Here is a 25,537-nt window from a genome sequence, read left to right on the forward strand (position 1 = left end):
AGGAGGCGCTCACCGATCTTTATGTGCGCGGCACGCCAGCCAATACGCTGCGCGCTTATGAGCGCGACCTGCTCTATATCACCGCGTGGAAGGCTGCGCGCTTTGGCACGACTCTGGACTGGCCCGAAAGCGAAGCCACCGCACTGGCCTTTATCCTCGATCATGCGCGCGACCTGACGGGCGCGCCGGTGGACGATCGCGCCCGCCAGACGGTCGAGGCACTGATCGCGCAGGGGTTGCGCAAGTCGTCGGCCTGCCCGGCCCCCTCAACGCTGGACCGGCGCATCGCCTCCTGGCTGGCCTTTCACCGGATGAAGAACCTCGCCTCACCCTTTGACGCCCCGCAGGTCAAACAGGCCCGATCCAAGGCCCGCCGCGCCGCCGCCCGGCCCCCTGCCCCGAAATCCGCCCATCCCATCACCCGCGATGTTCTCGAGCAGCTGCTGGCCACCTGTCGGGGGTCGCGGCGCGATTGCCGCGACCGGGCGATCCTGATGCTGGGTTGGGCTTCTGGTGGTAGACGGCGCTCGGAGATCACCGGGTTGATGCGGGAAGATGTGTCGTTGAAAGAGTTCGAGACCAAGGGCCTGGTGTGGATCTCGCTGCTGGAAACCAAGACCACCCAAAAAGGGGAAACCCCGCGGCTGGTGCTCAAGACCCGCGCCGCGCAGGCGCTGGTGCATTGGATCGAGGTCGGCCAGATCAGAGATGGGCCGCTCTTCCGCCCCATCTCCAAGGCCGACCACGTGCTCAAACGCCGCCTGTCCCCTGATGCGATCTACCAGATTGTTCGGCACCGGTTGAAACTGGCGGGGCTGCCCGAAGGCTTCGCCTCGCCCCACGGGCTACGCTCCGGCTTTCTGACCCAGGCCGCACTGGACGGCGCCCCGATCCAGGCCGCCATGCGCCTGTCCCTGCACCGCTCCATGGCACAGGCGCAGAAATACTACGATGACGTCGATATCGCCGAAAACCCGGCCGCAGACCTGTTGGGGTGAAAGAAAGGGCGGTTTCGCGCGCGAAACATCAGGTGCTGCGTGCGTATAGCCAGGCTTTCAGTTCCATAAGAAATTCTTCAGACATCCCTCGACCGGACAGGATGACTTGTGAACCGTTTCGACTCTGTTTCAAGTGAATGTCACCGAATGTCTCTTTCGAGGCCGTCTCGGGAGCGGGCGATTTCGCATCCCTTGATGACAGGCTGTTTGCCGCGCGGGTCAGAGCCGATATCTCAGTTTCCGATGTCTCGGGCGAGGCCCCTTGCAAAGCTTTGGCGATCAAAGCAGCCGCTTTCGACTCCTCCTTCAAAACCTTCGCAATAGACAATCCCAACCGCTCGGGGATGGCCGAGGCAAACCGTAGATGATCGTCCAGCGCGTGATAGATCGCGATGAAGGACCCGATCTTGGATCGTTTGGCCCGGCTGGCCGAGGCAAACAGCCCGCGCAGGGCGGCGGCTTCATCCGGGTAAACCCCCTGCTCTGCCGCGCGCGCCACGATCCGGGCGCGCTCATAATAGCTCAGCCCGACGCGGATCTCGTTTTCCTCGACCATGGCCACGTAAGCGTCAGATGCGCTCTGTGGTTGCCTGAGAAAGGCACGCACGGTTGCAAAGCGCGCCTCGCCCGTGTTCTGCGCCAAGGCCCGCAGCGCTGTCATCCGACGCCAGCCAGAGATCAGCCCATAACGCCCTTCTGGCAGCTCCACGACCTCAATCGGGGTTTGCTGACCGCGCGCTTTCAGGCTTTCCTTCAACGCCTCCATATCCGCGTCATCAGCCGCCAGCCGGTCGCGTACCAGATAGGTTTCCTCGATTGAATCCAGCGGCAGGTCCTGCACCAACCGCCCCTCGGCACGGGCCGCACGCAATTCTCCGGACAGCTCCTCCAGTGCCGCCTGAGCCGCCGTGGCTCCGGCCACCTGTGCAACCGGAGGCGCAGCGCGGGGCGTATCCGCAGGGAACATGGGGTTCAACCCGAGACCAGGGCGGGCGTCTTCCAGATAATCCGGCCGGGCAGGGGTCAACCGTTTGCGTTTTGCCATCACTTTCTCCTTTTCCAGCGCGGATCAGACCCTGTTTCGGGCGCCACTGATGTGTTTCGCGCGCGAAACATGATCACCTTAGCGCCAGTTCCGGCGTCCCCGCCGCTTCGGCCTGCTGCGCCAGTTCCTCACCTCGCCAAACGCCGATCAGCAGCTTCTTGAACGAGGCATAGGTGGCATCGAAGGTTTCCCGCCCGCGCACATAAGTCTCGCGGTTGAAATCGCGGTAATCGGCCTCGTAGATACCGTTGACCTGTTCCCCCGCCTGCCCGATCAGCGCCGTGTAGCCCTGCCAGTGCGGCGACAGGGTCCGGCCCAGATAGGCCTGCATCAGCCCGGCCAGTTCCGCCTGCTGGCTGCCGTCATAGCGGGTGATGATCGTGCGCACCGCATCCCACTGAAACGCCATCTCGGGCCGCCCCAGGGCACGGGCAGCCATGTTCTCTCCGTCTTCGATGGACTGGAAGGTGGAATGCAGCATGTCAAAGAACCGGCCAGTGGAATCAAACTCCAGGAACGAGGCCCCCATGGGCACCAGAAGGATATCCGAGGCGGCCAGCCCATTGATCGTCAGATAGCCAAGGGCAGGGGGGGTATCGATGAAAATGATGTCATAGTCGTCCAGCACCCCATCTTCGTCCAGCGTATCTGTCAGCGCATCCCACAGCTTCCAGCTGCGGCCCTGCATCCGCCAGACGGGAATCTGGAATTCCGCCCAGTAGAGGTTCAGCTGCGCGCCAATCAGGTCGATATTCGGCCAATGGGTGGTCTGGATCAGATCGCTGCTGCGGGTCTTCAGCGCCTCGGACAGGGTGTCGTCGATCGGATGCGGTGCCTCACCCCGGTCAAGACGCCCCTGATTGTCGCGGCGCAGATGGGTGGCGTAATGACGGGCGAGTAAGGGGAACACCGTCTGCCATTCATCGCTCACCTTGCCGCCAAAGATCGACGTCATCGAACCCTGGCTGTCCAGGTCGATGACCAGCACCTTGTAACCGTCCAGAGCCGCCGACATGGCCAGATGCGCGCAGGTCGAGGTTTTGCCAACACCGCCCTTGAAATTGGCCACGGACACGATCTTTGCGGGCAGACCCTCGGGTCGGTAGGGACGGTATTCTTTTGCCTTGGATCCTTCCGAGGCGAAATGCGCCCGCAGCCGCAGAACCTCATCCAGCGAGAACCACTTGGCACCGCCTTCGGTTTCGGACTGTCCCTGCGGCAGATCCGGGTTGCCCTTCAGGACCCGGCGAAAATGAGCAGGCGCGACAGGGATCAGATATTTGGTGATTTCCCAGGTTGAAAACAGGCGCAGCTTTTTCTGACCGTTTTCTTCCAGCCCCCGGTTCGCCAGGTCGCTACGCCCCCGCGCACATGCATCCGCGATTTGCGAGAACTCATGTGTTCCGGTTGGATCGCCCAGTTCAGCATAGGCCAGATCCGGGTCGATATTGAAATACGGGGGAAGCCCGTCGGACGTTGCTGCGCGCATTGAAATACTGCCCATGTGCTATGTTTTCGCCAATATACCACAAAAGTAAGCATGTGAAAGTATTATGAGCACAAAACTGAATTTTCTAAGTAAAATTAAGGGGTAGAAAGCCTTCGAGACGCTGCTTTTGAGCATATAGCAAAAAAATGTTCAGTTAGAATCCTGTTATTTTTTAGTTACAGCTGAATTCGAGTTCTATTAAGTATAAGAAAAAAAAGAGGTTTTTGTATTTCTTGCAGATCATACTGAATCTGATCCCACGATAGGGTGACTCTGATCCCACGTTGAAGTGACTCTGAACCCACGTTCCGGCGGCTTTACGCCTCCTGTGGATAACTCTACGGTAAGCGTCAATAAAACCACGAACAAAGATTCGGGCAGGACATATGGGCAGGGCAGTATGAGCGGGTCAGGGGCGTTGTTGCCTGACCGGCACCCAACGGGCGATTTTTTTGTATGCGATATCTTCGATGCGCTGCCCAAGACAGATATGGGTTCGATGGAGCATCCTATGTTTTCGCTCTCGACCCGGCCGGACCGGCGGATCCTCAATTACGAGCATAACGGGGTCGAGATCACGGTGACGCCTTCGGTGCGCGGTCTGGCGACGATCCACGACAAGGACATCCTGATCTTTTGCATCAGCCAGTTGATGGCGGCGATCAATGCGGGCCGGACGGTCAGCCGGGTGTTGCATCTGAAGGCGCATGATCTGCTGGTGGCCACCAACCGCGAAACCAGCGGCGATGGATACAAACGCCTGCGCGAAGCGTTCGAGCGGCTGGCCGGCACAAGGATCACCACCAACATTGTGACGGGTGAAAAGGAAACCACCACCGGCTTTGGCCTGATCGAAAGCTGGGAAATCGTCCGCCACACAAGGGCGGGCCGGATGGTCAGCGTCAGCGTGAAACTGTCGGACTGGCTGTTTCGGGCGGTGCTGGCGAAATCGGTCCTGACCCTCAGCCGCGATTACTTCCGCCTGCGCAAACCGCTCGAGCGGCGGATCTATGAGTTGGCGCGCAAACATTGCGGCCGTCAGCCTGAATGGCGGATCTCGGTCGAGGTGCTGTTGAAGAAATCGGGCTCGGCCTCGCCCCGGCGGGTGTTCCGCAAAATGATCCGCGACATGATCGCAGCCGATCATCTGCCCGACTACGAGATGATCGAAGAGCCGGGCGACCTGATCCGCTTTTCGCGCCGTGGCCAGGTGGTCGAGGGACCGGACAAGCCGATCCTGCCGTCACAGGCGCTGGAGGAAGCCCGGGCAATGGCACCGGGCCGCGATGTCTATGCGCTGGAAGCGGACTGGCTGGCCTATTGGGCCGCGTCCGGTCGCCCGCAGATCAGAAACCCGCAGCGGGCGTTTCTGGGCTATGTGGCCAAGAGGGTCGCCGGGCGGGATTAGCGCTTAGCTGGAATAGGCGGGGTTTTGTTTCTGCACGCGTGTCTTCACGGCTTTGACAGCACCGATGACGATGAGAGCGGCAATGATGACCAGCCAGCCGAAGAGGACATAGCTGCCAAGAGCCATCAGGATGGACGCACCGGAGAACAAAGCAATCCCGGCGGCGCACAAGCCGACAAGAATGGCTATTCCGATAACTCCGATCATGTTCTCCAAGTCCTCCGGCTATGGTCTTGGTCTGGCCAGCCCTCAAGTGGTTGCAGTTCAGCCATTGGGCAGATGCCCATAATGATTTCGCGGTGAAATCATGGCAAAACTTTGAACTACAGAGGGTTAAAATTTGGTTATTTTTACCGGGAGGAGCTTTGCTCCACTACTCGTGCCACACTGCTTTATAATTTATTGAGACATAGGAATGTCTGAGTGGATAGTTTCTCAAAACTTTTGTGACAGCAACATGGAACGCCCGCATCCCTGAAAATGTGCAAAGGTTCGCCTATGGCACCGCTCTGTCGATCCGCGGTTGATTGGATGGAATGCCAGATGAGCGTGCGTTTCGGCCGCCGAATGGCAGGGGGCTGAAGGGGTCACATCTTGACCAGACGCCCGTCCGTCACCCTGATCCCCGCTTTTTCAAAAACATTGCGCGTATCAAAAACCAGTGCCGCCTCGCGCGCGACCAGACCGTAATCCGGGGCGCTGTGATCGGAGATTACGGCCACCGCCGCATAGCGTTTCAGGTTTTCTGCGGTTAGCGGCTGGGATGTGCGACCCGCAAGCTGCGGATATTCGCCGCCTTCGGGCAGGCGGGGGAAATATGGGTCGTGATAGTCCACTTCGGCCCCCAGCTTCTCGAGCTCGTCCAGCAACACCAGCGCCGGGCTGCGGCGGGTATCCTCGACATCGCGCTTATAGGCGATGCCCATCAGCAGGATGCGCTGTCCGGTCAGGGGTTGCCCGGTCTCGGCGATGGCCGAGCCGTTACGCGCCGCCAGTTCGGCCGCCATCCGTGCCGCCAGCATGGATGGCACGGCGTCGTTGCTGGAGCGCGCCAGATTGATGATCGGCGTATCAGATCCTGCATCCGCAGCACGCCAGGCCAGATAGGCCGGAGACACCGGGATGCAGGCCCCACCAATTCCGGGACCGGGATAGAAGGGCATGAAGCCAAACGGTTTGGTGGCCGCGGCCTCAATCACTTCCCAGACATCCACGTCCATTGCTTCAAGCGCGGTCTTCAACTCGTTGACCAGCGCGATATTGACGGTGCGAAAGCTGTTTTCTACCAGCTTCACCGCTTCGGCTGTGGCGGCCGAGCTGACCGGAACGGCGCTGGTGACGATAGCGCGGTAGAAATCCTCGACCAGTTGCCGCGACAGCGGATCGTCGGCACCCACCACCTTCGGGATGCTGTGCGTGTCGAACTTGTCATTGCCGGGGTCTTCGCGCTCGGGCGAAAACGCCAGGAAGAAATCACTGCCCGCGCGCAGACCGCCCGCCTCAAGGATCGGCTGAACCAGTGTGGTCGTGGCGCCGGGCCAGACGCTGCTTTCCAGCACCACCATCTGACCGGGGCGCAGAATCTGCGCGATGGTTTCGGCGGCGGCGGCGACAAAGCGCATGTCCGGGTCTTGTGCATCGGTCAGCGGGGTCGGCACGCAGATCAGGATGATATCGGCCTCGGCCAGTGCCGCGGCGTCCTGCGTTGCGCGGAACCTGCCGCTGTCTACCGCTTGTGCGATCCGGTCTGACGCCAGATACGATATGACCTGATCGCCCTGATTGATCCGTGCTACCCGGTCAGGGTTGAGATCAACGCCGGTGGTATCGAACCCCTCATCATAGGCAGTCAGCGCCAGTGGCAGCCCGACATAGCCCAGCCCAACCACAGCAACCCGCGCATCGCGCGCCGCGATAAGCTGCTTGAGGGAAAGATGGTGCGAGGTTTCGTAGTTCATAATCTATCCTGATCGTACAAAGTCAGACTGAAATCAATGTGCGGTTTGGCCGTCGGAAATTCAGGCTCTTTCCACGGATAGGGCGGAACGGGGGCGAATCCAATATATTTGTCGGCCCGGTCCGAGACTGCAGTACCGTGTTTCCCAAAACGCCTCAATCTTTGGCCATTTGTGGTATTGTTGAGGGTATTTTTGATATGTCCAAGTCAGGATAATTTTTGTCATTTAGGGCGTAATGCTTGCCGAAACGACGCCTCGGCCAGTTCCGCGCCCTTGTCCCAGCTGAACTGGGTGGCTTGCGCCAGCGCCTTTTGCGAAAGGTCGGTCCGCAGGCCCGGTTCAGTCAGCAGCCGGACGGTCTGATTTGCCAGTGCCTGGCTGGACAGGGGGTCGAAATACAGCCCGCCATCGCCCACCACCTCGGGCAGGCTGCCGCAATCCGAGGATAAAACGGGGGTACCGCAGGACATCGCCTCAAGCGCCGGCAGACCAAACCCCTCCCAGAGCGAGGGGAAGACCAGCGCATCGGCTGTGTTGAGAAGCAATGCAAGCTGCTCGTCGTCGATCTCACCGGTGAAGATGATGCTCTCGGACCGCGCCGCATCGGCAGCAGCGCTGGCCTTGAGGTCTTCGACATTGTCCCAGAACCGCGCGCCGGTGGTGCGCCCGACAATGGCCAGGCGTGCATTTGGCACACGCGCCAGGATTTCAGGCATCGCCTCGATCAGGCGCAGCACATTCTTGTGCCGGTTGAAGCCGCCCACATAGACCAGCAAGGGCGCGTCGGGCGGGATATCGTATGTCTGACGCGTCTGCGCCAGAAGCTGTGCGTCGTGGATTTGCCGAAAGACCGGCTCAGCCCCTTCGGTGATAATGTCGGTGCGATCTGCGGGGATGCGCAGAATACGTTCCAGATCATTGGCGGACGCCTGCGAGATTGTCATGATCCGCGTTGCCTGTTTCTTGGCCAGCCAGCATTTCACCTGCCACAGGCGGAAGTTCAGTTTCTTGGGGAAGATGAGATCGGGAAACCGTTCAGGAATGGTGTCATGAAAACACACGACCGAGGGCCGTCGGATCAGTTGCGGAAAATAGGAGTAGACCGCCGGATAGAAGAACAGATCGCATTCCATCCGCTGTGCGGATCGGGCCATGGTGATCAGATCGGCCCCGCCGCGCGCCGAGGCCCCGGAGGAGGCCTCTGACATCGACTTGTCCGACCCGGCAATCCGGATATCGACACCTTCGGGTACAGGCCGCGTCGGTTCCTGATCGAACAGCAACGTATAGCGAAAGCCCGATTTCCGGGCCGCCAGGGCAGGGATCAGATTGCGGGTGAAACGTCCAAAGCCACGTTCATTTTCCCAGGAACTGGCGTCTACACCAATATGCAGCATGTTTTTGCCTTGATAGCGACCCCGAAATCCGGGCCATGCGGTTGCGTTTTAAATAATGGCATGGCGTTAGCCAAACCGGCCCCGCAAATAGTCTGCTGTCGCCGCCAGACCTTTTTCAAGCGAGTAGTCGGGCTGATAACCCAATCGCTCCTGTGCATGTACGATGCTGCACCTGCCCTTGGCAGCAAAAAGTTCCAGCAGGTGCCGGTCGGGATAGGCGGCACCATCGCCGGAGGACACGCGTCTTTTGATGGCACGCACCAGCGCTTCGAACCGTTCCCGCCCCAGCAGCGTACGGCCAAGCGCTCCGATCCGGGCCGCAACCGAGAGGGTCTCGGGACCCGCATCATGATCGGGTTCGGGGCCCAATCGGTCCGAGAGGGTTTGATACGGTTCCAGGCGGAGCTCGCCTTTGCCGATGATCCGCGAATAGCCGGATAAAAGGTCGGACCAAGCCACCGGTTCAGGCCCGGAGATGATAAAGCGTTCCTGCCCCAGATCCGCGAGAACTGCCGCTCTGAGAATGGCCTGTACCACATCGTCGACGAACACACCGTTACACAGGCCCAGGGGCTTCGGCAGGACTTGTGTTCCTGTGGCCAGGTTTTCCGTCAACTGATCCGTCCACAAGGCGCTGCCGGGCCCATAAATCAAGGTGGGTTGAAGGATGGCGGCCGGGATGGATCCAGCCAACAGCTGTTTCTCCATCTCGATCTTGGCCTGGCGGTACGGGCTGCCACCAGAGCGTTGCACCGGACTGGTTTCATCCAGATCCGCGTTGGGCCAGACATCATAAACCACGATGGAACTGGTATGGACGATCCTGCCGATGCCAGCATCCTGTGCCGCGCTGAACAGTGCGGCAAAATCTGACAGGTTCTTCTCGGAAGTGGCCCGCACGTCATAGGCCAGATGCACCAGTATGTCGTGGCCGCGCAGGGCGTCTGCAATCGCCTTCCGATCACCAAGTGCTGCGGTGACGACAGTGGCGCCCTTTGCCTCTAGGTCCTTCGCGCCATGGCGGCTGCGCAACAGGGCTGTAACCCGCGCCCCGCTTTCCAGAAGGGCCGAAATCAGGCGCCCCCCGAGAAACCCTGTCGCGCCGGTGACAAAGACTGCCTGCCCCTGCAGTTTTTCTGATCCGGTGAAGTTCACTGTTGCCAATCCTTCTTCAATTCAAATCTAGGCATGAAATCGTTGCGCCTCAGAAGCCTAGCGCAGGGTGGTTGCGCATGCTACTCCGCTAACAGATGATCTGCTGTTATAGATGTCCGGGGTGTAACACCCCAAGGTTTTGAGTGAGGAATTTTATGAGGATCGGTGTGATCGGCGCAGCCGGCAAGATCGGGCAGATGCGCGTGCAGACCATTATCGACAACCCTGACACCACGCTTGCCGCCGTTATGGATATGGACATGGATCGCGCCGAAGCCGTGGCCAGTGGTGCGCCAGCCTTTACCGATGCAGACAGGTTTTTTGATGCCGACATGGACGCGGTCATTATTTCGACTCCGGCACATGTGCGCGAACCTTTGTGCCTGACCGCGTTCGAGCGGGGGTTGCACGTGCTGGCGGAAAAGCCACTGGCCACCACGGCCGAGGCCAGCCGCAGGATCGTCGCGGCGGCCCGGGAGGCGGGCAGGGCTCTGGGCGGCGGATTCAACATGCGCTATTACCCAGCCTTCTCTTACGTGAAAGATATCATCGGATCGGGCCAGATCGGAGAGGTCGATCATATGCGCATCTATGGCGGGCATGAGGGGCTGACGAAATTCGTGCATGACTGGGAATACAAATCCGAGATATCCGGGGGTGGCGCGCTGTGGGATGTGGGGATTCACATGACCGACATGGCCCGCCATATGCTGGGTGAAATCACCAGCGTTTATGGTGTCGCCACCGAAAAGGTCTGGAACGAGCCCGGGTCTGAGGACAACGCGATGGCGATCTTCAAAAACCCCGAGGGCATTCCGGCGATCTATCAGGCGACCTGGACAGACTGGAAAGGTTACAAAAGTCAGGTCGAGGTCTACGGCAGCAAAGGCATGGTGCGCGGGGCCTATGCGCCGATGGAAACATTGCTGATCACCATGGATCGTCCGAGTGGCAAGCCCAGCCGCCAGCATCGCCGCTATCCCGGCATCATGCTGCGGGAAAAACTGAAATCCTGGAAAACTACGGCCTTGCTGTCTTTTGCAGATGAACTGCAGGAGTTCGTTGGCCTTTGTGCGGGTCGGACAGGTTTGCGCATTTCCGATGGTCACGCCGCCCTGCGGGCGATCGAGGTTGCCGATGCGGTGCGCGAAAGCAGTGCAACCGGCCAGCCTGTGACGCTCAAGGCGCTGGGGGACATGGCCGCATGACCACTGACCGGTTTCCAGACGACGCTTGGCATCCCGACCGGGCCTTGTCAGTATCTGCCGTGAAGGGGCAGGGTTTTTCCAGTTGCAGGAGCTTGCGGTGACAGTTCATCCAACGCTTTCCATTGTCGTGACGATTGTCGATGGCGGCTCTTACCTGCGTGACTTCCTGCTGTCGGTTGCCGCATTCGAAGACCCGCCGCCGCTGGACATCATCGTGCCATATGACGCGAGCGTCTCAGACGCCGCTGATTACGCGGCTGAGTTCCCGGATGTGAATTTTTTGGACCTCGGGATCATCACGCCCGCCCGCCCGATTACCTCCGAAGCGGGCCAGCATGAGTTGTTTGACCGCCGCCGTGCCGCTGGGCTGGCCGCTGCCACCGGCGATGTGATCGCGATCCTCGAAGATCGCGGGCATCCGCATCCTGACTGGGCCCGCACCGTCATGCGCCTGCATGCGGAAACCGGCAAGAATGTCATTGGCGGGGCCATCGACTGCAAGGAACCGGTTTCGCTGCTCAACTGGGCGTTCTATGTGACCGATTTCGGTCGCTACGGCCTGCCGTTCGACAGCGGCCCGGCGGAATGGGTCTCGGACGTGAACGTGACCTACAACCGGAAAGCGCTCGAGGCGACCCGCCATCTGTGGAAGGAACGGTTCCGCGAGCCGGTCGTGCACTGGTTCCTGATCGAGCAGGGCGAAGAGCTGTTGCTGTCCAATGAGCTAGTTGTCGACCATGTGCGCCCGCCGGCCACGCTGGGTCGGCTGTTGCCGGAACGGTTTCACTGGGGCCGCCTGTTCGGCCATATCCGGGCGATGCATATGAGCGGTCCGAAACGGCTGGTCTATATCCTGTCCAGCCCGCTGATCCCACCGGTGCTGTGGGTGCGTCACGGTCTGACACAGGCGGGCAAGGGGCGGCTCTTGCGATACCTAGCGGCGCTGCCCTATATCATCATCCTGACCATCGCCTGGACCTGTGGCGAGGTCTGGGGCTACATCACGCGCAGACCCTGAACGATGCAGGCACCCGGACCAGAATACGATGTCATCGTCATTGGCTCCGGCGCAGCCGGTGGATGGGTTGCGAAGGAAACAAGCGAGCGCGGTTGCCGGACATTGATGCTGGAGGCCGGGCGCGCGCTGGATCCTCAGGGTGATTTTCCCGACAGCGACCGCACGGGCGGATCCCGTGTCAGCATCCTCAGCCGTGTCATGGCGATCCTGCGGGGGCAGCATGTGCAGGCGCGCTGCATGTCCTTCACACCTCTGACCGAACATCTGTTCGTCAATGACCGGCAGAACCCCTACACCACACCGTCCGGGGCCCAATTCAACTGGTTCCGCTCCCGTCAGGTGGGTGGGCGGCTGCATCTTTGGGGGCGTAACGCGCTACGCCTTTCGGATCAGGAATTCAAGGCGGCCGAGCAGGATGGTTTTGGCGACAGCTGGCCAATTTCCTATGCCGATCTCGATCCCTGGTACGGTCGGGTTGAGCAGTTTCTGGGTGTTGCGGGGGAGGCGGCGCAGATTGAAAATCTGCCTGACGGTATCTACGACGCCCCTCACCCGCTGACCAAAGCGGAACGCCGGATCATGGTCGAGCTTGCGCAGAAATGGCCGGATCGGCCAGCCACCACTTGCCGGATCATCCGACATGTGCCCGCGCGAACGCCTTTGCCTCTGATGGCGGCACAGGCAACCGGGAATTTCGAACTGCGCAGCGGGGCGGTGGTTTCAAAGATAGAAACCGATGCACAGACGGGCCTGGCAACTGGCGTCCGGTACATCGACGCAGCCAGAGGTCAGGAACACACCGTGACGGCGCGGGTGATTGCGGTTTGCGCCTCGACCATTGAATCTGTGCGGCTTCTACTGAATTCTCACGGGCCACGACATGAGCGGGGGCTGGGTAATTCATCGGGCAATCTGGGTCGCTACCTGTCGGATCATCTGATGGTTTTCCGGGCGGGCACCCTGCCTGAAATCGAAGGTCTGGGGCCGGATCATGATCCGTATGATTTCGGTGCCCAGTCCGGCATTTATATTCCCGGTTTCCGTAACCGTGGGGGCCAAGAGGATTGTGGGTTCCTGCGCAGCTACTCTTTGCTGGGGTCCGTTGGGCGGATCGAGCCCGGCTGGTTTTTCATGGCAATCGGAGAGGTTCTGCCGCGTGTTGAAAACCGGGTGGAGCTTGACCCAACCAAACGCGATACTTGGGGCATCCCCGCGCCAAAGGTCACGCTGCGCCATTCCGATAATGAACGTGCAATGGTGCAGGACATGAAAGACACGCTGAAGGACGTGTCACAGACCTTTGGTCTGCCCGATGACCTGCTGGGGCGTGAAAGCCTGATATCGAAACTGGCCTATAAAATGGCCGGGCCGCTGGTCTATACCCCCGACGGAGCCTTGCAGCCGGGGTCGTCGATCCACGAAACCGGAGGGGCATGTATGGGTGATGACCCAGCTCGACATGTGCTGAACAAAGATCTCGAAGTCTATGACTGCCCCAATGTCCATGTCACGGATTCGGCGTCTTTTCCGACCAATCCTTTCCAGAATCCGGGTCTGACCATCATGGCCTTGTCCGCCCGTGCAGGCGCGCGGATCGCCGAAAAAATAGCAACAGAACGGGAGCGCGGTATTTGACGGAGGAACAGGCGTCAGCCGCGTAACCGTCCCACCAGATCGTAATAGGTTTTTTCAAACTGATGATGCACCCAATCCGGGTCGAACCGATCTTCCCTGCTGCGTTTCAAGGCGTTTTTCGCAAGGGTTTTCCGGTGCCCTTCGTCTGACAGGACATCTGCAACAGCCATGCAGATCGCAGCGACATCACCGATAGGCACCACTGCACCGACGCTGTTGTCGATCAGTTCGACCACGCCGGAACAGGCAGTGGCCACGGCGGGTGTTCCGGCCTGAAAGGCCTCGGCGATGGTGAAAGGCAACGCCTCCCACCGAGAGGTCAGCAGGAATAGATCAGCCGCCCGAAGATGACGGATCGGCTTGTCTGTTCGGCCGATGAATTGTAGGTGCTTGCCAACACCTTTTTCCTGCGCCAGAGCATGCAGTTTTACCTCATCCGGCCCGTCGCCGGCGACGACAAAGCGATAGCCGGGGTGGGTCTGTTTCATCCGGGCGACACAATCGATCAGGATATCGATCCCCTTCTGCGGTTGCAGACGGGCCAGCGTTAGGATCACCCGCTCGCCATCCCCAAGCAGCTTGGCTCGCAATTCGGCGATATCCTCCGCGCTGTCCTCGGGCGGAGGCGAGACGCCCAAGCCGATCACCTTTAACTTTTCCTTTGGCACGTTGCCGATGGTCGCCAGATCCTCAGCCGAGCGATGACTGGGTGTGATTACCAGATCGCATTTAGCGGCAATCTGGCCAAAGGCGGCAATCCGCTCGGGTTCCGATCCGTGATAGGTGACGGCAACCGGAATCCGCCGCCCGGTGCGAGCCAGATTGGCAACCAGCGCAGGGGCGGATTCATGGCAATGGATCAGATCGACCGGATTGTCCGACAGCCAGCGCCGCAACCGCCAGGCCGCGACTGCTGTATGGCGCAGCCGGTTGGCGATGCTGCCGCCTTCGCCCGCGACATAGCGGGTGGGCAGGTCCAGAAATCCGGCGCCCCGATCCGGACCCGCCCAGATATCGGCGGTGCCCGCCAGCGTGATGCGATGGTTCCTTGCTTCCAGCCAGTCGCTCAGCCCGAGGATATGCCGGGTGATGCCGCCCATGCCAAACTGGGAACCCATTTCGACAACATGGAGGGGATTTGAAGAAGGGGCGGTCTGCATTTTTGTGTAGGTCTGAGCCAAATTTCTCAACAATCGGACAATCATAACACGCGCATGGTATTTGCCCATGTCATGAAGGCGGATCACGGCAGCTTGCAATCATCTGAAGCAAGCCCGCAACACCGGGCGCGAACCGGGCAACTGCGTGGCTTGTGTCTTTCGATTGTGACGAGGATCGTGTTTGATACCGGAAAGTTATTGGTAATCTGGTACAATTCGCATGCAGTCGTTACGCATTCTGATGTTCACCACATTTTACCCGCCATATTCCTTCGGCGGCGATGCTATTGGTATTCAGCGCATGGCTCGGGCGCTGGTGGCGCGGGGACATGACGTGACGGTGGTGCATGACGAGGACAGCTATCTGATCCTGGGCGGAAAACCACAGCCCGAAGGGACCCCTGACGGGGTCCGGCGGATCGGGTTGCGCAGTCGCAATGGCATGATGTCGAACCTGCTGACCCAGCAGCTTGGCCGCCCGGTTGTCCACGCTGCCCGCATCCGCGCGATATTGGCCGAGCGGAAGCCGGATATCATCTGGCACAACAATACTTCGCTGATCGGCGGTCCCGGCCTGTTGCCGATGGGCGAGGGGTTGAAGATCTATGAGGCGCATGAGCACTGGCTGGTCTGCCCCACGCATGTGCTGTGGCGGCACGGGCGCGAGCTGTGCGATGACCGCCAGTGCCTGCGTTGCGTGCTGAACTACAAACGCCCGCCTCAGCTGTGGCGCTATACCGGTGCGCTGGACCGGGCATTGGATCACATGGACCTGATCATCGCCAAAAGCGAATTCAGCCGGGCCAAACATCGCGAGTTCGGCCTGCGGCAGGAGATGCAGGTGCTGCCCTATTTCCTGCCCGATCTGGGCCAGGACGCTTTGCCGGAACCCGCCGCGCATGACCGTCCCTATTTCCTGTTTGTCGGACGGCTGGAAAAAATCAAAGGGTTGCAGGATGTGTTCCCGGCCTTTGATCGTTACCCGGATGCCGATCTGCTGATCCTCGGTGATGGCGATTACGCGGATGAGCTGAAGGCACAAGCCGCAGGCAATGACCGGATCAAATTCCTGGGCCGCAAGACACCTGACGAGTTGAACGCCTATTATCGCGGTGCACTTGGATTGATTGTGCCGTCGGTCTGTTACGAGACATTCGGCATCATCCTGATCGAAAGCTTCCGGCTGGGCACGCCGGTGATTGCCCGGCGACTGGGTCCGTTCCCCGAGATCGTGGAGCGGGCAGGGGGCGGGGAACTGTTCGAGACCGAGGGTGACCTGATCGCGGCTATGCGCGATCTGCAACACCAACCCGACCGACGCGCACGGCAGGGGACCGCTGCGCGCAAGGCGTTTCTGGATATCTGGCACGAAACCCGGGTGCTTGAGGCGTATGGAGCGGCATTGGCCCGTGCGGCACACGGCAAAGGCAATCGCGCGTTGGGCGCGGCGTTGGAGGCCGGGGCGTTTGAGTTTGGAGCGATGAATCAAATGCCCACCGGGCTTGCGTGCACGCAGGAAGGATTTTCAAATGGCGTACGGTAGAACTTCGGGCAGATCAGAGAGGGGTTCATTTGCAGGAGGAATGCTCCGATGGGTGCTGCGACTGTTCTGGGCCATCCTGTCTGGTGTGCTGGTGATCTTCGCGCTGCTGGCTGGCTTTCTGCTGCTGCTTGTGATTGCGAACACGGCGCTGCGAGATCTTGAGGTCACAATGCGGGCAACCACAGAACAGGAGCAACTGCCTGAACCCAATCTGTCAGGCTTGCAACGGGCGGCGCTTTTCGCAACGGCGCAGTTTCTTCCGTTGCATCAACCAGGATTTCAGATGGTCACGCCTGGCCGGATTTTCCGGGATTGCGTGGACTGCCCGGAAATGGCTGAGGTTCCCAAAGGGTATTTCCTGTTAGGTTCTCCGATTTTCGAAGAGGGGAGATATGCGCACCTGTTTAGTCACACACCTCTTCGGGCACAGCTGAAATTGGCAAATCGGGAAGGTCCGCGGCGTTTGGTACGCATTCCGCGCGCATTGGCATTTTCCCGTTACGAGATCACGTATGGGCAATGGCGCCAGGCGCAGGAAGATCCGGAATGGGCGGCGATAACCGGGCAAGATCCGTATTTGCCCGATTTGGACGCAGGCTATCGTGACGACCAGCCCATGACCCTGATCGATTGGAGCGACGCGAACGCCTATGCGGATTATCTGAGCGCCAAGACCGGGCAAACCTACCGCCTGCCAACAGACGCGGAATGGGAATATGCAGCCCGGGCTGGAACTGTGACGCGGTTCCCATGGGGGAACGACATCGGAAAAAACAACGCTAACTGTATCAATTGCTCGTCTCTTTGGCCGGATCGTAAGCCGGGGCCTGTTGGTCTGCACCCACCCAACGACTTCGGTCTTTATGATATGCATGGCAATGGCTTTGAATGGGTCGAGGATTGTTATGAAGCCTATCATGATCCTGTAACGATCGATGGCTCTGCGTTTGTGCGGGAAGCTTGTGAGTTTCGAACCGTCCGAGGGGGTGGTCCGTCGTCACCGGCCTGGCAGAACCGGTCTGGATTTCGGGTTGGTCCGCACTATTACAATCGTGGTCATGGCCATGCCATTCGCCTTGTTCGAGAGTTGAACTAGACGAATGGTATGGTGTCAGGGGGCCAGCATTCCGATCCGGTGGGCGTTGGCCATGACCGAGAAAGTGATGGTTGTGGCCGGGATGCTTGGCAGGCATGAGGCATCGACCAGATGTACCCGTGACAGCCCTTTCGGCCGCCCCAGAATATCCGACTGCCCCGCACCAGGCGTTTTAGTCATGGGAACCGAGCCGCCCACGTGAAAGCTGGATCCCACATCGCCGAGACGACGGGCAAAACTCAGCGGCACAAGCCCTGCCAGCTTCAGGACCTGCCCCATGCGTGCCGTGGCGCGCGCCATGATCTGTTCGGTTTCGTCATTACCTTGCGCGGTCGGGGTCAGCCGCCCGTCTGCGGCCATCGTCAGATCGATCCGGGCGGAATGGGCAGAATGTAAAAACGCCTGCGCCACGACCAGCCGTTGCGCCAGCAGCCTCCATAGCGGGGCCGATCCGGGCAGTTTCGAGCCATAAGTATTGATCAGATCATGGGCATAGAACTCGTTCCAGGTATAGATCTGCGCGTGGACCAGATGCGGTGAGACCGCGGGGTCATCCAGTTCAATGAAGATCTGCGGCAGGGTGTGATAGGGCCTTCGGTCCGGGCGACGCGGCGCGCGCCAGTGGTGCAGGCTGGGCAGAAAGAAATGCTGACTGTCCTGTAGTTGCAAGCGGGCTGCGGAGTTCGGAGAGGACGCCAGCATCAGCCGCGCGGTTTCCAGAACCCCGGCGGCGACAAAGATACGATCGGCTTGCAGGGTTTCGCCGTCCTCCAGCGTGACCGTGACATGACCTGGGCGTTCCTCGAACTGGCGGACAAGACCGGTGCGATAGTGGAAATCCGGATTGTGACGCAGGACGTCAAGCGTTTGCCCGGACGTATAAATCAGACCCCAGGGACAGCCATGCAGGCACTGGCCGCAATATTGGCAACCGGGTTCAACAGCCAGCCGCGCGGCACCGGCATGGGCCCCCAGTTTCGCAAGCCTCGCTGCTTGGCGATCCAGATGCGTCAGCATCCGTTCGGCTTGCGGCGATGGGGTCAGAGGGGCGCGATCCTGCATGGAAAGGGTGGGGAACAGAGTCTGTAATGCGTCCACCCGACCGCTGATGGGAAGGAATTCCGCAACCGCGCGGTAATGCGGTGACAGATCGTCAATTCCGATCGGCCAGTCGGCGATATCTTCGGCGCGGTTGGGCAAAACGGCCGAGCCCCAGAGATTGGACAGCCCACCTGTGGCGTGTGAGGCGCGCAATCCGATCCGGTCAGGCGATACCAGCGTTTCCGCCCCCGGCACCATGGCAAAATCCGACCCGAACCGGCGGACTTGCCCGGGTGGCGTGTCGAACTGAGGAGCTTGCCAGGCTTTTACATCATCGCCTGACCAGCTTTCGGGACCGGCCGCGGCCAGCCTGTCACGGCGGGCCTGCGCCGAGCCTTCCAGTCTGCGCCCTCCATCCAGCATCAAAACCTGTCGTCCCCGCGCCAATAGGGCCTTGGCCACGGACACGCCCGATGGCCCCGATCCGATGACCAGATCGGTCACGAGGTTGGGCCCGTCTGTGCCGGGGTATGCGGCCTCATGCGGGAACCGGGCGCTTCATCTCGGCGACGATGTCATCGATGATCTGCTGCAGCGTTCGCATCGGGCGGAACCCGGTGACACGTTGCAGTTTCGAGACATCGGGCAGGCGGCGCTGCATATCTTCGAAGCCTTCGGGATAGACCGTGTCGTAAGGAATACATTGAACTTCCGAGGCAGAGCCGGTCGTTCGGATGACCTGTTCGGCCAGCTCGCGGATCGTGACCTCCTGATCGGTGCCGACATTGAAGACGTCGCCGCGCGCCTCGGGCAGGGTCATCAGACGGCACATGGCCTCGACCACATCGGCGACATGGCCGAAACAGCGTGATTGTTCACCAGTGCCGTGGACCATCAGCGGCGCGCCTTCCAGTGCTGACTTGACGAAATTCGGTAGCACCATCCCATAGCGCCCGGTCTGACGCGGACCGGTGGTGTTGAAGAACCGCAGCACCGTGACCGGCAGGTCGGATTCACGCGCGTGGGCCAGTGCCAGAAACTCGTCGAGTGTCTTGGCACAGGCATAGGACCAGCGCAGATTGCGGGTGGCGCCGATGGTCAGATCGCCTTCTTCCTGAAAGGGGAAATTGGTGCTTTTGCCATAAACCTCGGAACTGGAGGCGATGAACGTATGCGTCTTGTTCACCAGCGCGGCATCCAGCACGTTCTCTGTCCCCGCCACATTGGTCAGGATCGACCGGCTGGGTTCGTCCATGATCAGCTTGACCCCGACGGCCGCCGCCAGGTGGAACACCACATCCGCCGGATCGACCAGTTCGGCGACCAGCCCCCTGTCAAGAATACTGCCTTTGACAAAAGTGAAGCCCGGGTGATCCGCAACAGAAGCCAGATTGGACATCAGCCCGGTCGACAGATCGTCAAGGATCGTGACCCGATGCCCTTCACCGATCAGCCGTTCCGTTAAATGGGAGCCTATAAACCCGGCGCCGCCGGTAATCAGAATATGCATTTGTTTGTACCAGTCACTGTGTAAGAACCAACTTTACCACGATTTTCCTCGCACCATCGCACGGATGCCGCGCATTGCCTTGCGGGCTGCCAAATAGGGCCCGCCGCGCCCGGCAAGATGTGCCTTCCAGCGGGCGATGTTGTTGAAATAGAACATCTCGAGCCGGGGCAGGTCGTGCATATCATCCCCCGCTTTGGCCACGCCCAGCCTTGTGCCGACCGAGGTGTCGTAATGCTGCGCGATCTGTCTGAGAACGCTAGAGTTCGACGCGCCATAAGGCGGTGCGAAATGCCGGGTGGGCTGGCCAAGCCGGGCGGCAATGTCCTGACCGGATCCGCTGACTTCCTCTTCCAGCATGAGCGCATCCAGCGTGGTGAGATCGGGATGAGTGACACTATGCGCGCCAAAACAGACCCCTTCAGCTGCCAGCGCCTCGACCCTGTCCCAGCTCATCAGCGGGCGGGCAGGGATATTGCCTCCGGCCCAGCTGTCGCTGCCGCCCATCAGGCCCGAGGGCAAATAGACGATCGGGCAGAAGTCGTGATCGCGCAGGATCGGCCAGGCGGTGTCGGCGAAATCTTCAAACCCGTCATCGAAACTGATGATGACCACGCGGGGGGCAGGCGGGTTGGCCAGCGCATCAGGTGTGACCACCGGCAGACCCGAGTCCGCAAGCGCCTTCATCTGTGCCTTGAACACCTCGGGTGCGATCGAGGTCGGTCCCGGCGCATCCGAAATCGAATGATACATCAGGATATCGGCCTGCCAGGTGGACATAGGTCAGTCTTCCACCACATGGGTGGCAAAGACTTCGCGATACCGGTTCCATTTCGCGCGGTCGACATGGCCCTTGCCGTCGATGCAATCCGCCGCGCCATAGGCCATGGCAAAGGCGTGATGGGTATTATCGTGGGCGAACAGGCCCTGCCGCCCAAATACGAGCAATCCGTCCAGATTTGAGAGCCACTGATCCACCGTATCGAAACGCTCTTCATAGCCCATATCGTAAACCGGATAGGCGTGGCTTAGCCGCCGGGTTTCACAGCGGCGCACCGGAACCGTGACCGGCAGGCCCAGCTGACCCAGCCATTTGGTGAATTCCTGCCCCAGCTCCTCGTCGGACATGGACCACCATTTCTCATCCGGGTCGCAGGGCAGTTCGGCGCACAGCACGGTGACGCCCTTTGGCGCGCCGCTGGCGTTATAGTTCTTGGGCTCTGACATCCGGCTGATCGGGATCGAGAGTTCCGGGAAGTAATGTGCATCGAACTCGGTGAACTGGTCAGTCTCCAGCACCAGATACAGCAGGATCATGCCGCGGAATCGGATCGCACGGGCGGCTTCGACCACCTCGGGCGGCGGCGCGCCGATCAGGCGGGTCAGCCCGGTCAGCGGGATGGTCGACAGGATCAGATCGCCGGTCAGGTGCCGTTCACCCTCGCCCTCGCGGATCGTCAGGCCAGTGATGTGGTTGCCGTCCCGCTTGATGGCGGTGATTTCGGTGTTGAACAGGAAAGTGGCCCCGTTGCTTTCCGCGCTGTCCCACATCGCGTCCGAGATCTGCCCGAACCCCTTGCGTGGATAAAAGAACCGCCCGGCGGTTTCACTGCGCAGCCCTGGCAGCAGGCGCAGCATCTTCATCAGGATCTTTCCGACCGATCCGCTGCCGACCCGGCGCTCAGCCAGTTTCACGGCCAGCTTGTCCGGGTCCAGCCCCCACAGTTTGCGCACGTAGGGGAAATAGAAATTGTCCGAAATCGTCGGCCCCAGCCCGTCATAAAGCACGGTCGAGAATGTCTCGGGCCCGGTGCTTTTCTTGCGGAACGGCTTCAGCACCATGTCCCCGATCAGCGACAGGGCAAAGGGTTTGGGCAAGCGCATCAGCGCGTCGGTCAGTTTCAGCGGGAAGTGGATCCATTTTCCGCCCAGCCGGATGCGCCCATGACGCGGGCGCAGCAGCAGATCGTCCCCCAGCAGGGCTTTTACATCGGCCAGAACCTCGGGCTCTGCCGCCGGGTGGAACCGATGCGAGCCATAATCGCAGATCACACCTTCAACCGGGAAGGAAGCCGAATTGCCACCGGCAATAGCGGCGCGTTCGATTACCGTCACGCGGGCCTGCCCGGTTAACGCATGGGCCGCGGCCAGCCCGGCCGGTCCGGCACCCAGTATGATGATATGGGGCTTGTCGTCGCCGTTGGGTCGGAAAACATCCGTCACTTGCACTCTTCCTTTTGGGAATTTGCCGGGGCGCTGAACCGCATCCCGGACAGGGTCAGAACCAGCGCGCCAAGCCCGCCTGCCGTAAACAACACAACCTGCCAGACCAGCCCGGCGGCCACGACCGCAGGCGCGCTGGCGCCAAATGGGGCCAGAAACCCGGCCAATGTGGCCTCGCGCAGGCCCAGCCCGTTCAAGGACACGGGCAGCACGGCGATGATCTTGGCCAGCGGCCAAGCGAAAATCCACGGCCCGGCTGCCACATCGACACCTGCCGCGATGGCCAGCCACCAGGCCAGCAGGACCAGCACCAGCTGGATCAGGACCGATGCGACAAAGGCAATGGCCAGCGTTCCGGGCTTGCGGCCCATCCCGGCCAACGCATCGGACAGACGATGAGCAAAGCCTTTGCCGGGCAGGGACGGCACATAGCGCCAGGGCAGAGGCAGCAGGCGCGGCATCGCGACCATCCCCGCCAGTGCGGCCAGCAGGATCAGCGCAACCGGCCAGATCATATGCCCGCCCGCAGCGCTTTCCCATGTCAGCATCAGACCCAGACAGGACAGGGTCAGCAGGGCGACCATGTCGATCAGCCGGTCAACGGTTGCGCCCGCGACGACCTGCGCGCCGTCTTTCATCGCAGCCTGCGCCAGACCGGCCCGCACCGTATCACCGCCAATTGCGCCGGGCAGGCACAGATTGGCGGCCAGTCCGGCAAAATGGGCCCGGATGGCCAGCAGGGGCGGAAGCGCTCGGTTCAGCAGCAGCCACCATTTCAGCGCGGCCCCCACATGGGCCAGCAGGAACAGGGCCAGCACGCATAGAAAGACCCAGATCGGGATCGACTTCAGTGCCTCCACGATGGCCTCAGCGGGAAGCAACCAGAACAGGATCGCCAGCACCACGACCGACCCGGCCACCCGGATCAGCCAACGCCGTTGACTTGGGTCGGAAAGCAGCCTGCCGCTCATGTCACGGTCTGAGATGCAGCCGCGAGATCATGTCGGCGATCAGCCCCAGTGACCAGATCATGATCGCGGCCAGGAATGAGAACACTGCAGTTTCGCTGAGGTTCCAGTAGAACATGTCGATAATGAACTTCACCGTGCCCAACGTGAAAAATGCCAGACCCAGCGGAATGAACACCCGCAGAGGATTGAAGAGCGTGCTGATGCGCAGGATCAGGATGATGAAGTTCAGGAAATCAATCGGTCGGATTTTCGATTTGCCCACCCGTTTGCCGTATTCGATGGGCGTATAGATCATCCGCTTGCCATTCGACGTCATGCACAGCGTGATTGTGGTGGTGAACGAAAAGTTCTGAGGCAGCAGCGGCAGGAATGGGATCAGCTCGGATTTGCGGAACACGCGCAGGCCCGAGTTCAGATCGTTGATCTTGCGCTCGGCTAGAAATGAAGCGAAGGCAAACAGGAATTTCTTGGCCGGCCTGCGCAGCAGCGGCACGTTTTTCATCGCAGCACCCCGATCGCCCACCACCATGTCCTGATCGCGGCACATGGCCAGCATGCTTGGCAGATAGCGCGCAGGGTATGTGCTGTCGGCATCCAGAATGGCCACATATTCATGCTGCGCCATCCGCACCCCGCGCTTTAGACTGGCACCATAGCCGGAATTGACGTCGTTGAAGGTAACGGTGGCACCGCTGGCCTCGGCCTCGGCGCGGGTGTTGTCCTGGCTTGCATCGTCTACCACGATAATTTCGTACGGGATATTCAGCGGCTCGAGATGGGCGCGCACGTCCTCGACGGTGTGACGCACGGCATTTTCCTCGTTATAGGCGGGGATGACCACGCTCAGGCTCATGCCGGCGGTTTCCGATGCGATCAGCTCTTCAGATGTGGTGCTGTTCGTCACCATCGGCTCTGCGACTTTGTTCATGAAAATGAAAACCTTTTATTCACTTAATAGTCCCAGCCCCAGCCCCCGCTGCAAGATTTGCGTGGCGCATGGAACGTAACGGGCATAATTCCCTGTATTGCGTATAGTATTCGAACACGTACAGACTGAACATAGACAATAAATTTGACCAAATTCGACCGTTAAGGCGTCAAGTTTGTAATTACATATACTGCACGCAGCAGGTGCAAGTGTTTGAGGCATGTGCCGCCTGGAACATGGCGGGGTGCGGGCAGCAGGAAGGAAACGGATGTCAGGGCGGCAGAGTTTCAGCAGCGGAGTTGCCTGGATGTCGGCTGGTATCTGGGTCGAACAGGCGTTCAACTTCATCATTTTTGCCATTCTTGCCCGTATTTTAGGGGTCGAAGCCTTTGGCCTGCTGGCGATGGTTGCGGCCTTTGTGCTGTTTTCCGAATTTCTGGTCCGCGAAACGATTTCCGACATTCTGCTGACCCGTGATGCGCTGTCACCAGAGCGGCTGAATTCGGTTTTCTGGTTGCTGGCGCTGCTCGGGGGTGTGTTGACAATTGCGCTTTATCTGGGCGCAGGGCTGGTCTCGAAATTCTACAATGAACCGATTGCGGGCGAATTGTTGATAGGATTGTCCCCAACAGTGCTGATGATTTCGCTGACGGCAGTGCCTGTTGCGATCCTGCGCCGGGAAATGAAGTTCCGTGTTCTGGCCATCCGCGCAGCACTTGGCGCGGCGGTCGGAGGGGTTGTGGGAATTGGCATGGCGCTGACCGGCTACGGGGTCTGGAGCCTGGTCGGTCAGCGGCTGGCGATGACAGCGACCAATATCGTGATGGCCTGGGGCGCAGTGTCCTGGCGTCCGGCATTCCACGCGTCCCGGGATCACATGCGCAGGATTTTGCATTTCAGCCACCGGATTCTGGGCCTGCGTGCGGCGGAACTGGCGGCGGTGCAATCCCCCGCGGTAATCATTGGCGCGATGCTGGGGCCGGTGCAGGCGGGGTATTACGCAATTGCCTGGCGGGTGATCGAGACGGCCTCGTTCCTCATGATCACGCCGCTGCGCACCGTGGCGCAGCCTGCCTTTGGCGCCGCGGCGCGCGATGGAGGTCAAGCGGCGGATTTGCTGATCGACGTCATGCGCTTGACCGGGTTTCTGGCTTTTCCCGCCTTTGCCGGTCTGGCGGTTCTGTCAGAGCCCGCGCTGGTCTTGCTGTTTGGTCAAAAATGGGCTCCGGCGGCTCCGGTCCTGAGCCTGATGTCGGTGTTCGGCATGTATCTGTGCGCCGAAAAGGTGCAGCAGACCTTTTGTCTGGCGGCAGGTCAGGCCGGGCGTCTGGCGGTTCTGTCCTGGGTCGAAGTGGCGCTGGCGGCGGCAGCGATTGTAGTACTGGCCCCTTATGGCTTACCGGTTGTCACAGCTGGTTTCGTGGCGGTCTTTCTGCTGATCTGGCCGCTCAAATTCGCCAATCTGGGACATATTGCAGGGCTGCCCGGCCCGGCTTTGATGCGGCAGCATCTCGCACCATTTCTGCTATCTGCAGGAATGGCTTTCGCAGTGTTTGGAATTACACGGCAACTGGATGGGATGTCTCAGGTTTTGCGTCTTTTGATCGGCACTGTGACCGGAATTGTTGTTTATTGCCTGTTGGCTGCTTTGTTTTTGCGCGACAGGTTGCGTCTGCTGATCGCAATGGTGCGCAGGAAAGAGGAAACAGGTCCCGAGATTGACCCGCAAGAGGTCAGTGGATAGCACATATTAATGC

The 25,537-nt window shown here is 60.2% G+C and carries 21 protein-coding genes; 8 read left to right on the forward strand and 13 right to left on the reverse strand.

All coding sequences use genetic code 11. The features are described from left to right. On the forward strand, positions 1–998 hold a 998-nt coding region (locus I9188_RS16590; RefSeq protein WP_245223739.1), incomplete at its 5' end, for a tyrosine-type recombinase/integrase. 28 nt (positions 999–1,026) lie between these two features. Here I9188_RS16590 and I9188_RS16595 read toward each other — a convergent pair. Continuing rightward, the gene (locus tag I9188_RS16595; RefSeq protein ID WP_209507480.1) at positions 1,027–2,043 is read right to left on the reverse strand and encodes a ParB N-terminal domain-containing protein; all 1,017 of its coding nucleotides are present in this window, start codon (positions 2,041–2,043) and stop codon (positions 1,027–1,029) included. Positions 2,044–2,116: 73 nt separating this feature from the next. Next, complete coding sequence (locus I9188_RS16600) at positions 2,117–3,547, reverse strand: AAA family ATPase (RefSeq protein WP_209507479.1); 1,431 nt, start codon at positions 3,545–3,547, stop codon at positions 2,117–2,119. Between the two features lie 385 nt (positions 3,548–3,932). Between I9188_RS16600 and I9188_RS16605 the strand changes: the two genes are divergently transcribed. Further along, the gene (locus tag I9188_RS16605; protein WP_209507478.1) at positions 3,933–4,940 is read left to right on the forward strand and encodes a replication initiator protein A; all 1,008 of its coding nucleotides are present in this window, start codon (positions 3,933–3,935) and stop codon (positions 4,938–4,940) included. 3 nt (positions 4,941–4,943) lie between these two features. Here the strand turns inward: I9188_RS16605 and I9188_RS16610 are convergent, their stop codons facing one another. The 4 genes from I9188_RS16610 to I9188_RS16625 all read right to left on the reverse strand — a co-directional run bounded on the left by I9188_RS16610 (position 4,944) and on the right by I9188_RS16625 (position 9,450). After that, positions 4,944–5,147: a hypothetical protein gene (locus I9188_RS16610; protein WP_209507477.1), complete on the reverse strand. Its 204-nt coding sequence runs from the start codon at positions 5,145–5,147 to the stop codon at positions 4,944–4,946. A gap of 380 nt (positions 5,148–5,527) precedes the next feature. Further along, the gene (locus I9188_RS16615; protein ID WP_209507476.1) at positions 5,528–6,898 is read right to left on the reverse strand and encodes a nucleotide sugar dehydrogenase; all 1,371 of its coding nucleotides are present in this window, start codon (positions 6,896–6,898) and stop codon (positions 5,528–5,530) included. Between the two features lie 221 nt (positions 6,899–7,119). Further along, positions 7,120–8,295: a glycosyltransferase family 1 protein gene (locus I9188_RS16620; protein WP_209507475.1), complete on the reverse strand. Its 1,176-nt coding sequence runs from the start codon at positions 8,293–8,295 to the stop codon at positions 7,120–7,122. Between the two features lie 66 nt (positions 8,296–8,361). Beyond that, positions 8,362–9,450, reverse strand: a complete 1,089-nt coding sequence (locus I9188_RS16625) for an NAD-dependent epimerase/dehydratase family protein (RefSeq protein ID WP_209507474.1) — start codon at positions 9,448–9,450, stop codon at positions 8,362–8,364. 167 nt (positions 9,451–9,617) lie between these two features. On the opposite strand from I9188_RS16625, the gene I9188_RS16630 reads away from it, so the two are divergent. Genes I9188_RS16630 through I9188_RS16640 form a run of 3 tightly spaced genes read left to right on the forward strand, consistent with a single transcriptional unit; the run spans position 9,618 to position 13,311 of the window. Beyond that, complete coding sequence (locus I9188_RS16630; protein WP_209599683.1) at positions 9,618–10,658, forward strand: Gfo/Idh/MocA family oxidoreductase; 1,041 nt, start codon at positions 9,618–9,620, stop codon at positions 10,656–10,658. A 25-nt stretch (positions 10,659–10,683) separates the two neighbouring features. Beyond that, complete coding sequence (locus I9188_RS16635; RefSeq protein WP_209599684.1) at positions 10,684–11,676, forward strand: glycosyltransferase; 993 nt, start codon at positions 10,684–10,686, stop codon at positions 11,674–11,676. A 3-nt stretch (positions 11,677–11,679) separates the two neighbouring features. Next, on the forward strand, positions 11,680–13,311 hold the full coding sequence (locus I9188_RS16640; protein ID WP_209507471.1) for a GMC family oxidoreductase: 1,632 nt from the start codon (positions 11,680–11,682) through the stop codon (positions 13,309–13,311). Between the two features lie 14 nt (positions 13,312–13,325). On the opposite strand, the gene I9188_RS16645 is transcribed toward I9188_RS16640, so the two are convergent. Further along, entirely contained in the window at positions 13,326–14,429 is a 1,104-nt protein-coding gene (locus I9188_RS16645; RefSeq protein WP_209507470.1) for a glycosyltransferase family 4 protein, read from the reverse strand. A gap of 283 nt (positions 14,430–14,712) precedes the next feature. Between I9188_RS16645 and I9188_RS16650 the strand changes: the two genes are divergently transcribed. Together I9188_RS16650 and I9188_RS16655 are read left to right on the forward strand one after the other, a co-directional pair. Continuing rightward, on the forward strand, positions 14,713–16,014 hold the full coding sequence (locus tag I9188_RS16650) for a glycosyltransferase family 4 protein (protein WP_209599685.1): 1,302 nt from the start codon (positions 14,713–14,715) through the stop codon (positions 16,012–16,014). Positions 16,015–16,054: 40 nt separating this feature from the next. Further along, positions 16,055–17,110, forward strand: a complete 1,056-nt coding sequence (locus I9188_RS16655) for a formylglycine-generating enzyme family protein (RefSeq protein WP_245220683.1) — start codon at positions 16,055–16,057, stop codon at positions 17,108–17,110. A gap of 15 nt (positions 17,111–17,125) precedes the next feature. Here I9188_RS16655 and I9188_RS16660 read toward each other — a convergent pair whose 3' ends face one another. The 6 genes from I9188_RS16660 to I9188_RS16685 are packed head-to-tail and all read right to left on the reverse strand — an operon-like array spanning position 17,126 to position 23,780. Continuing rightward, positions 17,126–18,655, reverse strand: coding sequence for a GMC oxidoreductase (locus I9188_RS16660; protein ID WP_209507468.1), 1,530 nt, complete (start codon positions 18,653–18,655; stop codon positions 17,126–17,128). A 34-nt stretch (positions 18,656–18,689) separates the two neighbouring features. Beyond that, on the reverse strand, positions 18,690–19,661 hold the full coding sequence (locus I9188_RS16665) for an NAD-dependent epimerase/dehydratase family protein (RefSeq protein ID WP_209507467.1): 972 nt from the start codon (positions 19,659–19,661) through the stop codon (positions 18,690–18,692). A 33-nt stretch (positions 19,662–19,694) separates the two neighbouring features. Then, a complete protein-coding gene (locus I9188_RS16670; RefSeq protein WP_209507466.1) occupies positions 19,695–20,438 on the reverse strand; it encodes a polysaccharide deacetylase family protein in 744 nt (247 codons plus the stop codon). A 3-nt stretch (positions 20,439–20,441) separates the two neighbouring features. Continuing rightward, the gene (locus I9188_RS16675) at positions 20,442–21,881 is read right to left on the reverse strand and encodes an FAD-dependent oxidoreductase (protein ID WP_209507465.1); all 1,440 of its coding nucleotides are present in this window, start codon (positions 21,879–21,881) and stop codon (positions 20,442–20,444) included. After that, a complete protein-coding gene (locus I9188_RS16680; protein WP_209507464.1) occupies positions 21,878–22,852 on the reverse strand; it encodes a lysylphosphatidylglycerol synthase transmembrane domain-containing protein in 975 nt (324 codons plus the stop codon). Before I9188_RS16680 ends, I9188_RS16675 begins: the two co-directional genes overlap by 4 nt. Position 22,853: 1 nt before the next feature. Then, the gene (locus tag I9188_RS16685; protein WP_209507463.1) at positions 22,854–23,780 is read right to left on the reverse strand and encodes a glycosyltransferase family 2 protein; all 927 of its coding nucleotides are present in this window, start codon (positions 23,778–23,780) and stop codon (positions 22,854–22,856) included. Positions 23,781–24,087: 307 nt separating this feature from the next. Between I9188_RS16685 and I9188_RS16690 the strand changes: the two genes are divergently transcribed. Then, the gene (locus I9188_RS16690) at positions 24,088–25,524 is read left to right on the forward strand and encodes a lipopolysaccharide biosynthesis protein (RefSeq protein ID WP_209507462.1); all 1,437 of its coding nucleotides are present in this window, start codon (positions 24,088–24,090) and stop codon (positions 25,522–25,524) included. The last annotated feature ends 13 nt before the right edge of the window (positions 25,525–25,537 follow it).

The organism is Ruegeria sp. HKCCSA071 (assembly GCF_017872555.1).
Classification (GTDB): domain Bacteria; phylum Pseudomonadota; class Alphaproteobacteria; order Rhodobacterales; family Rhodobacteraceae; genus Ruegeria.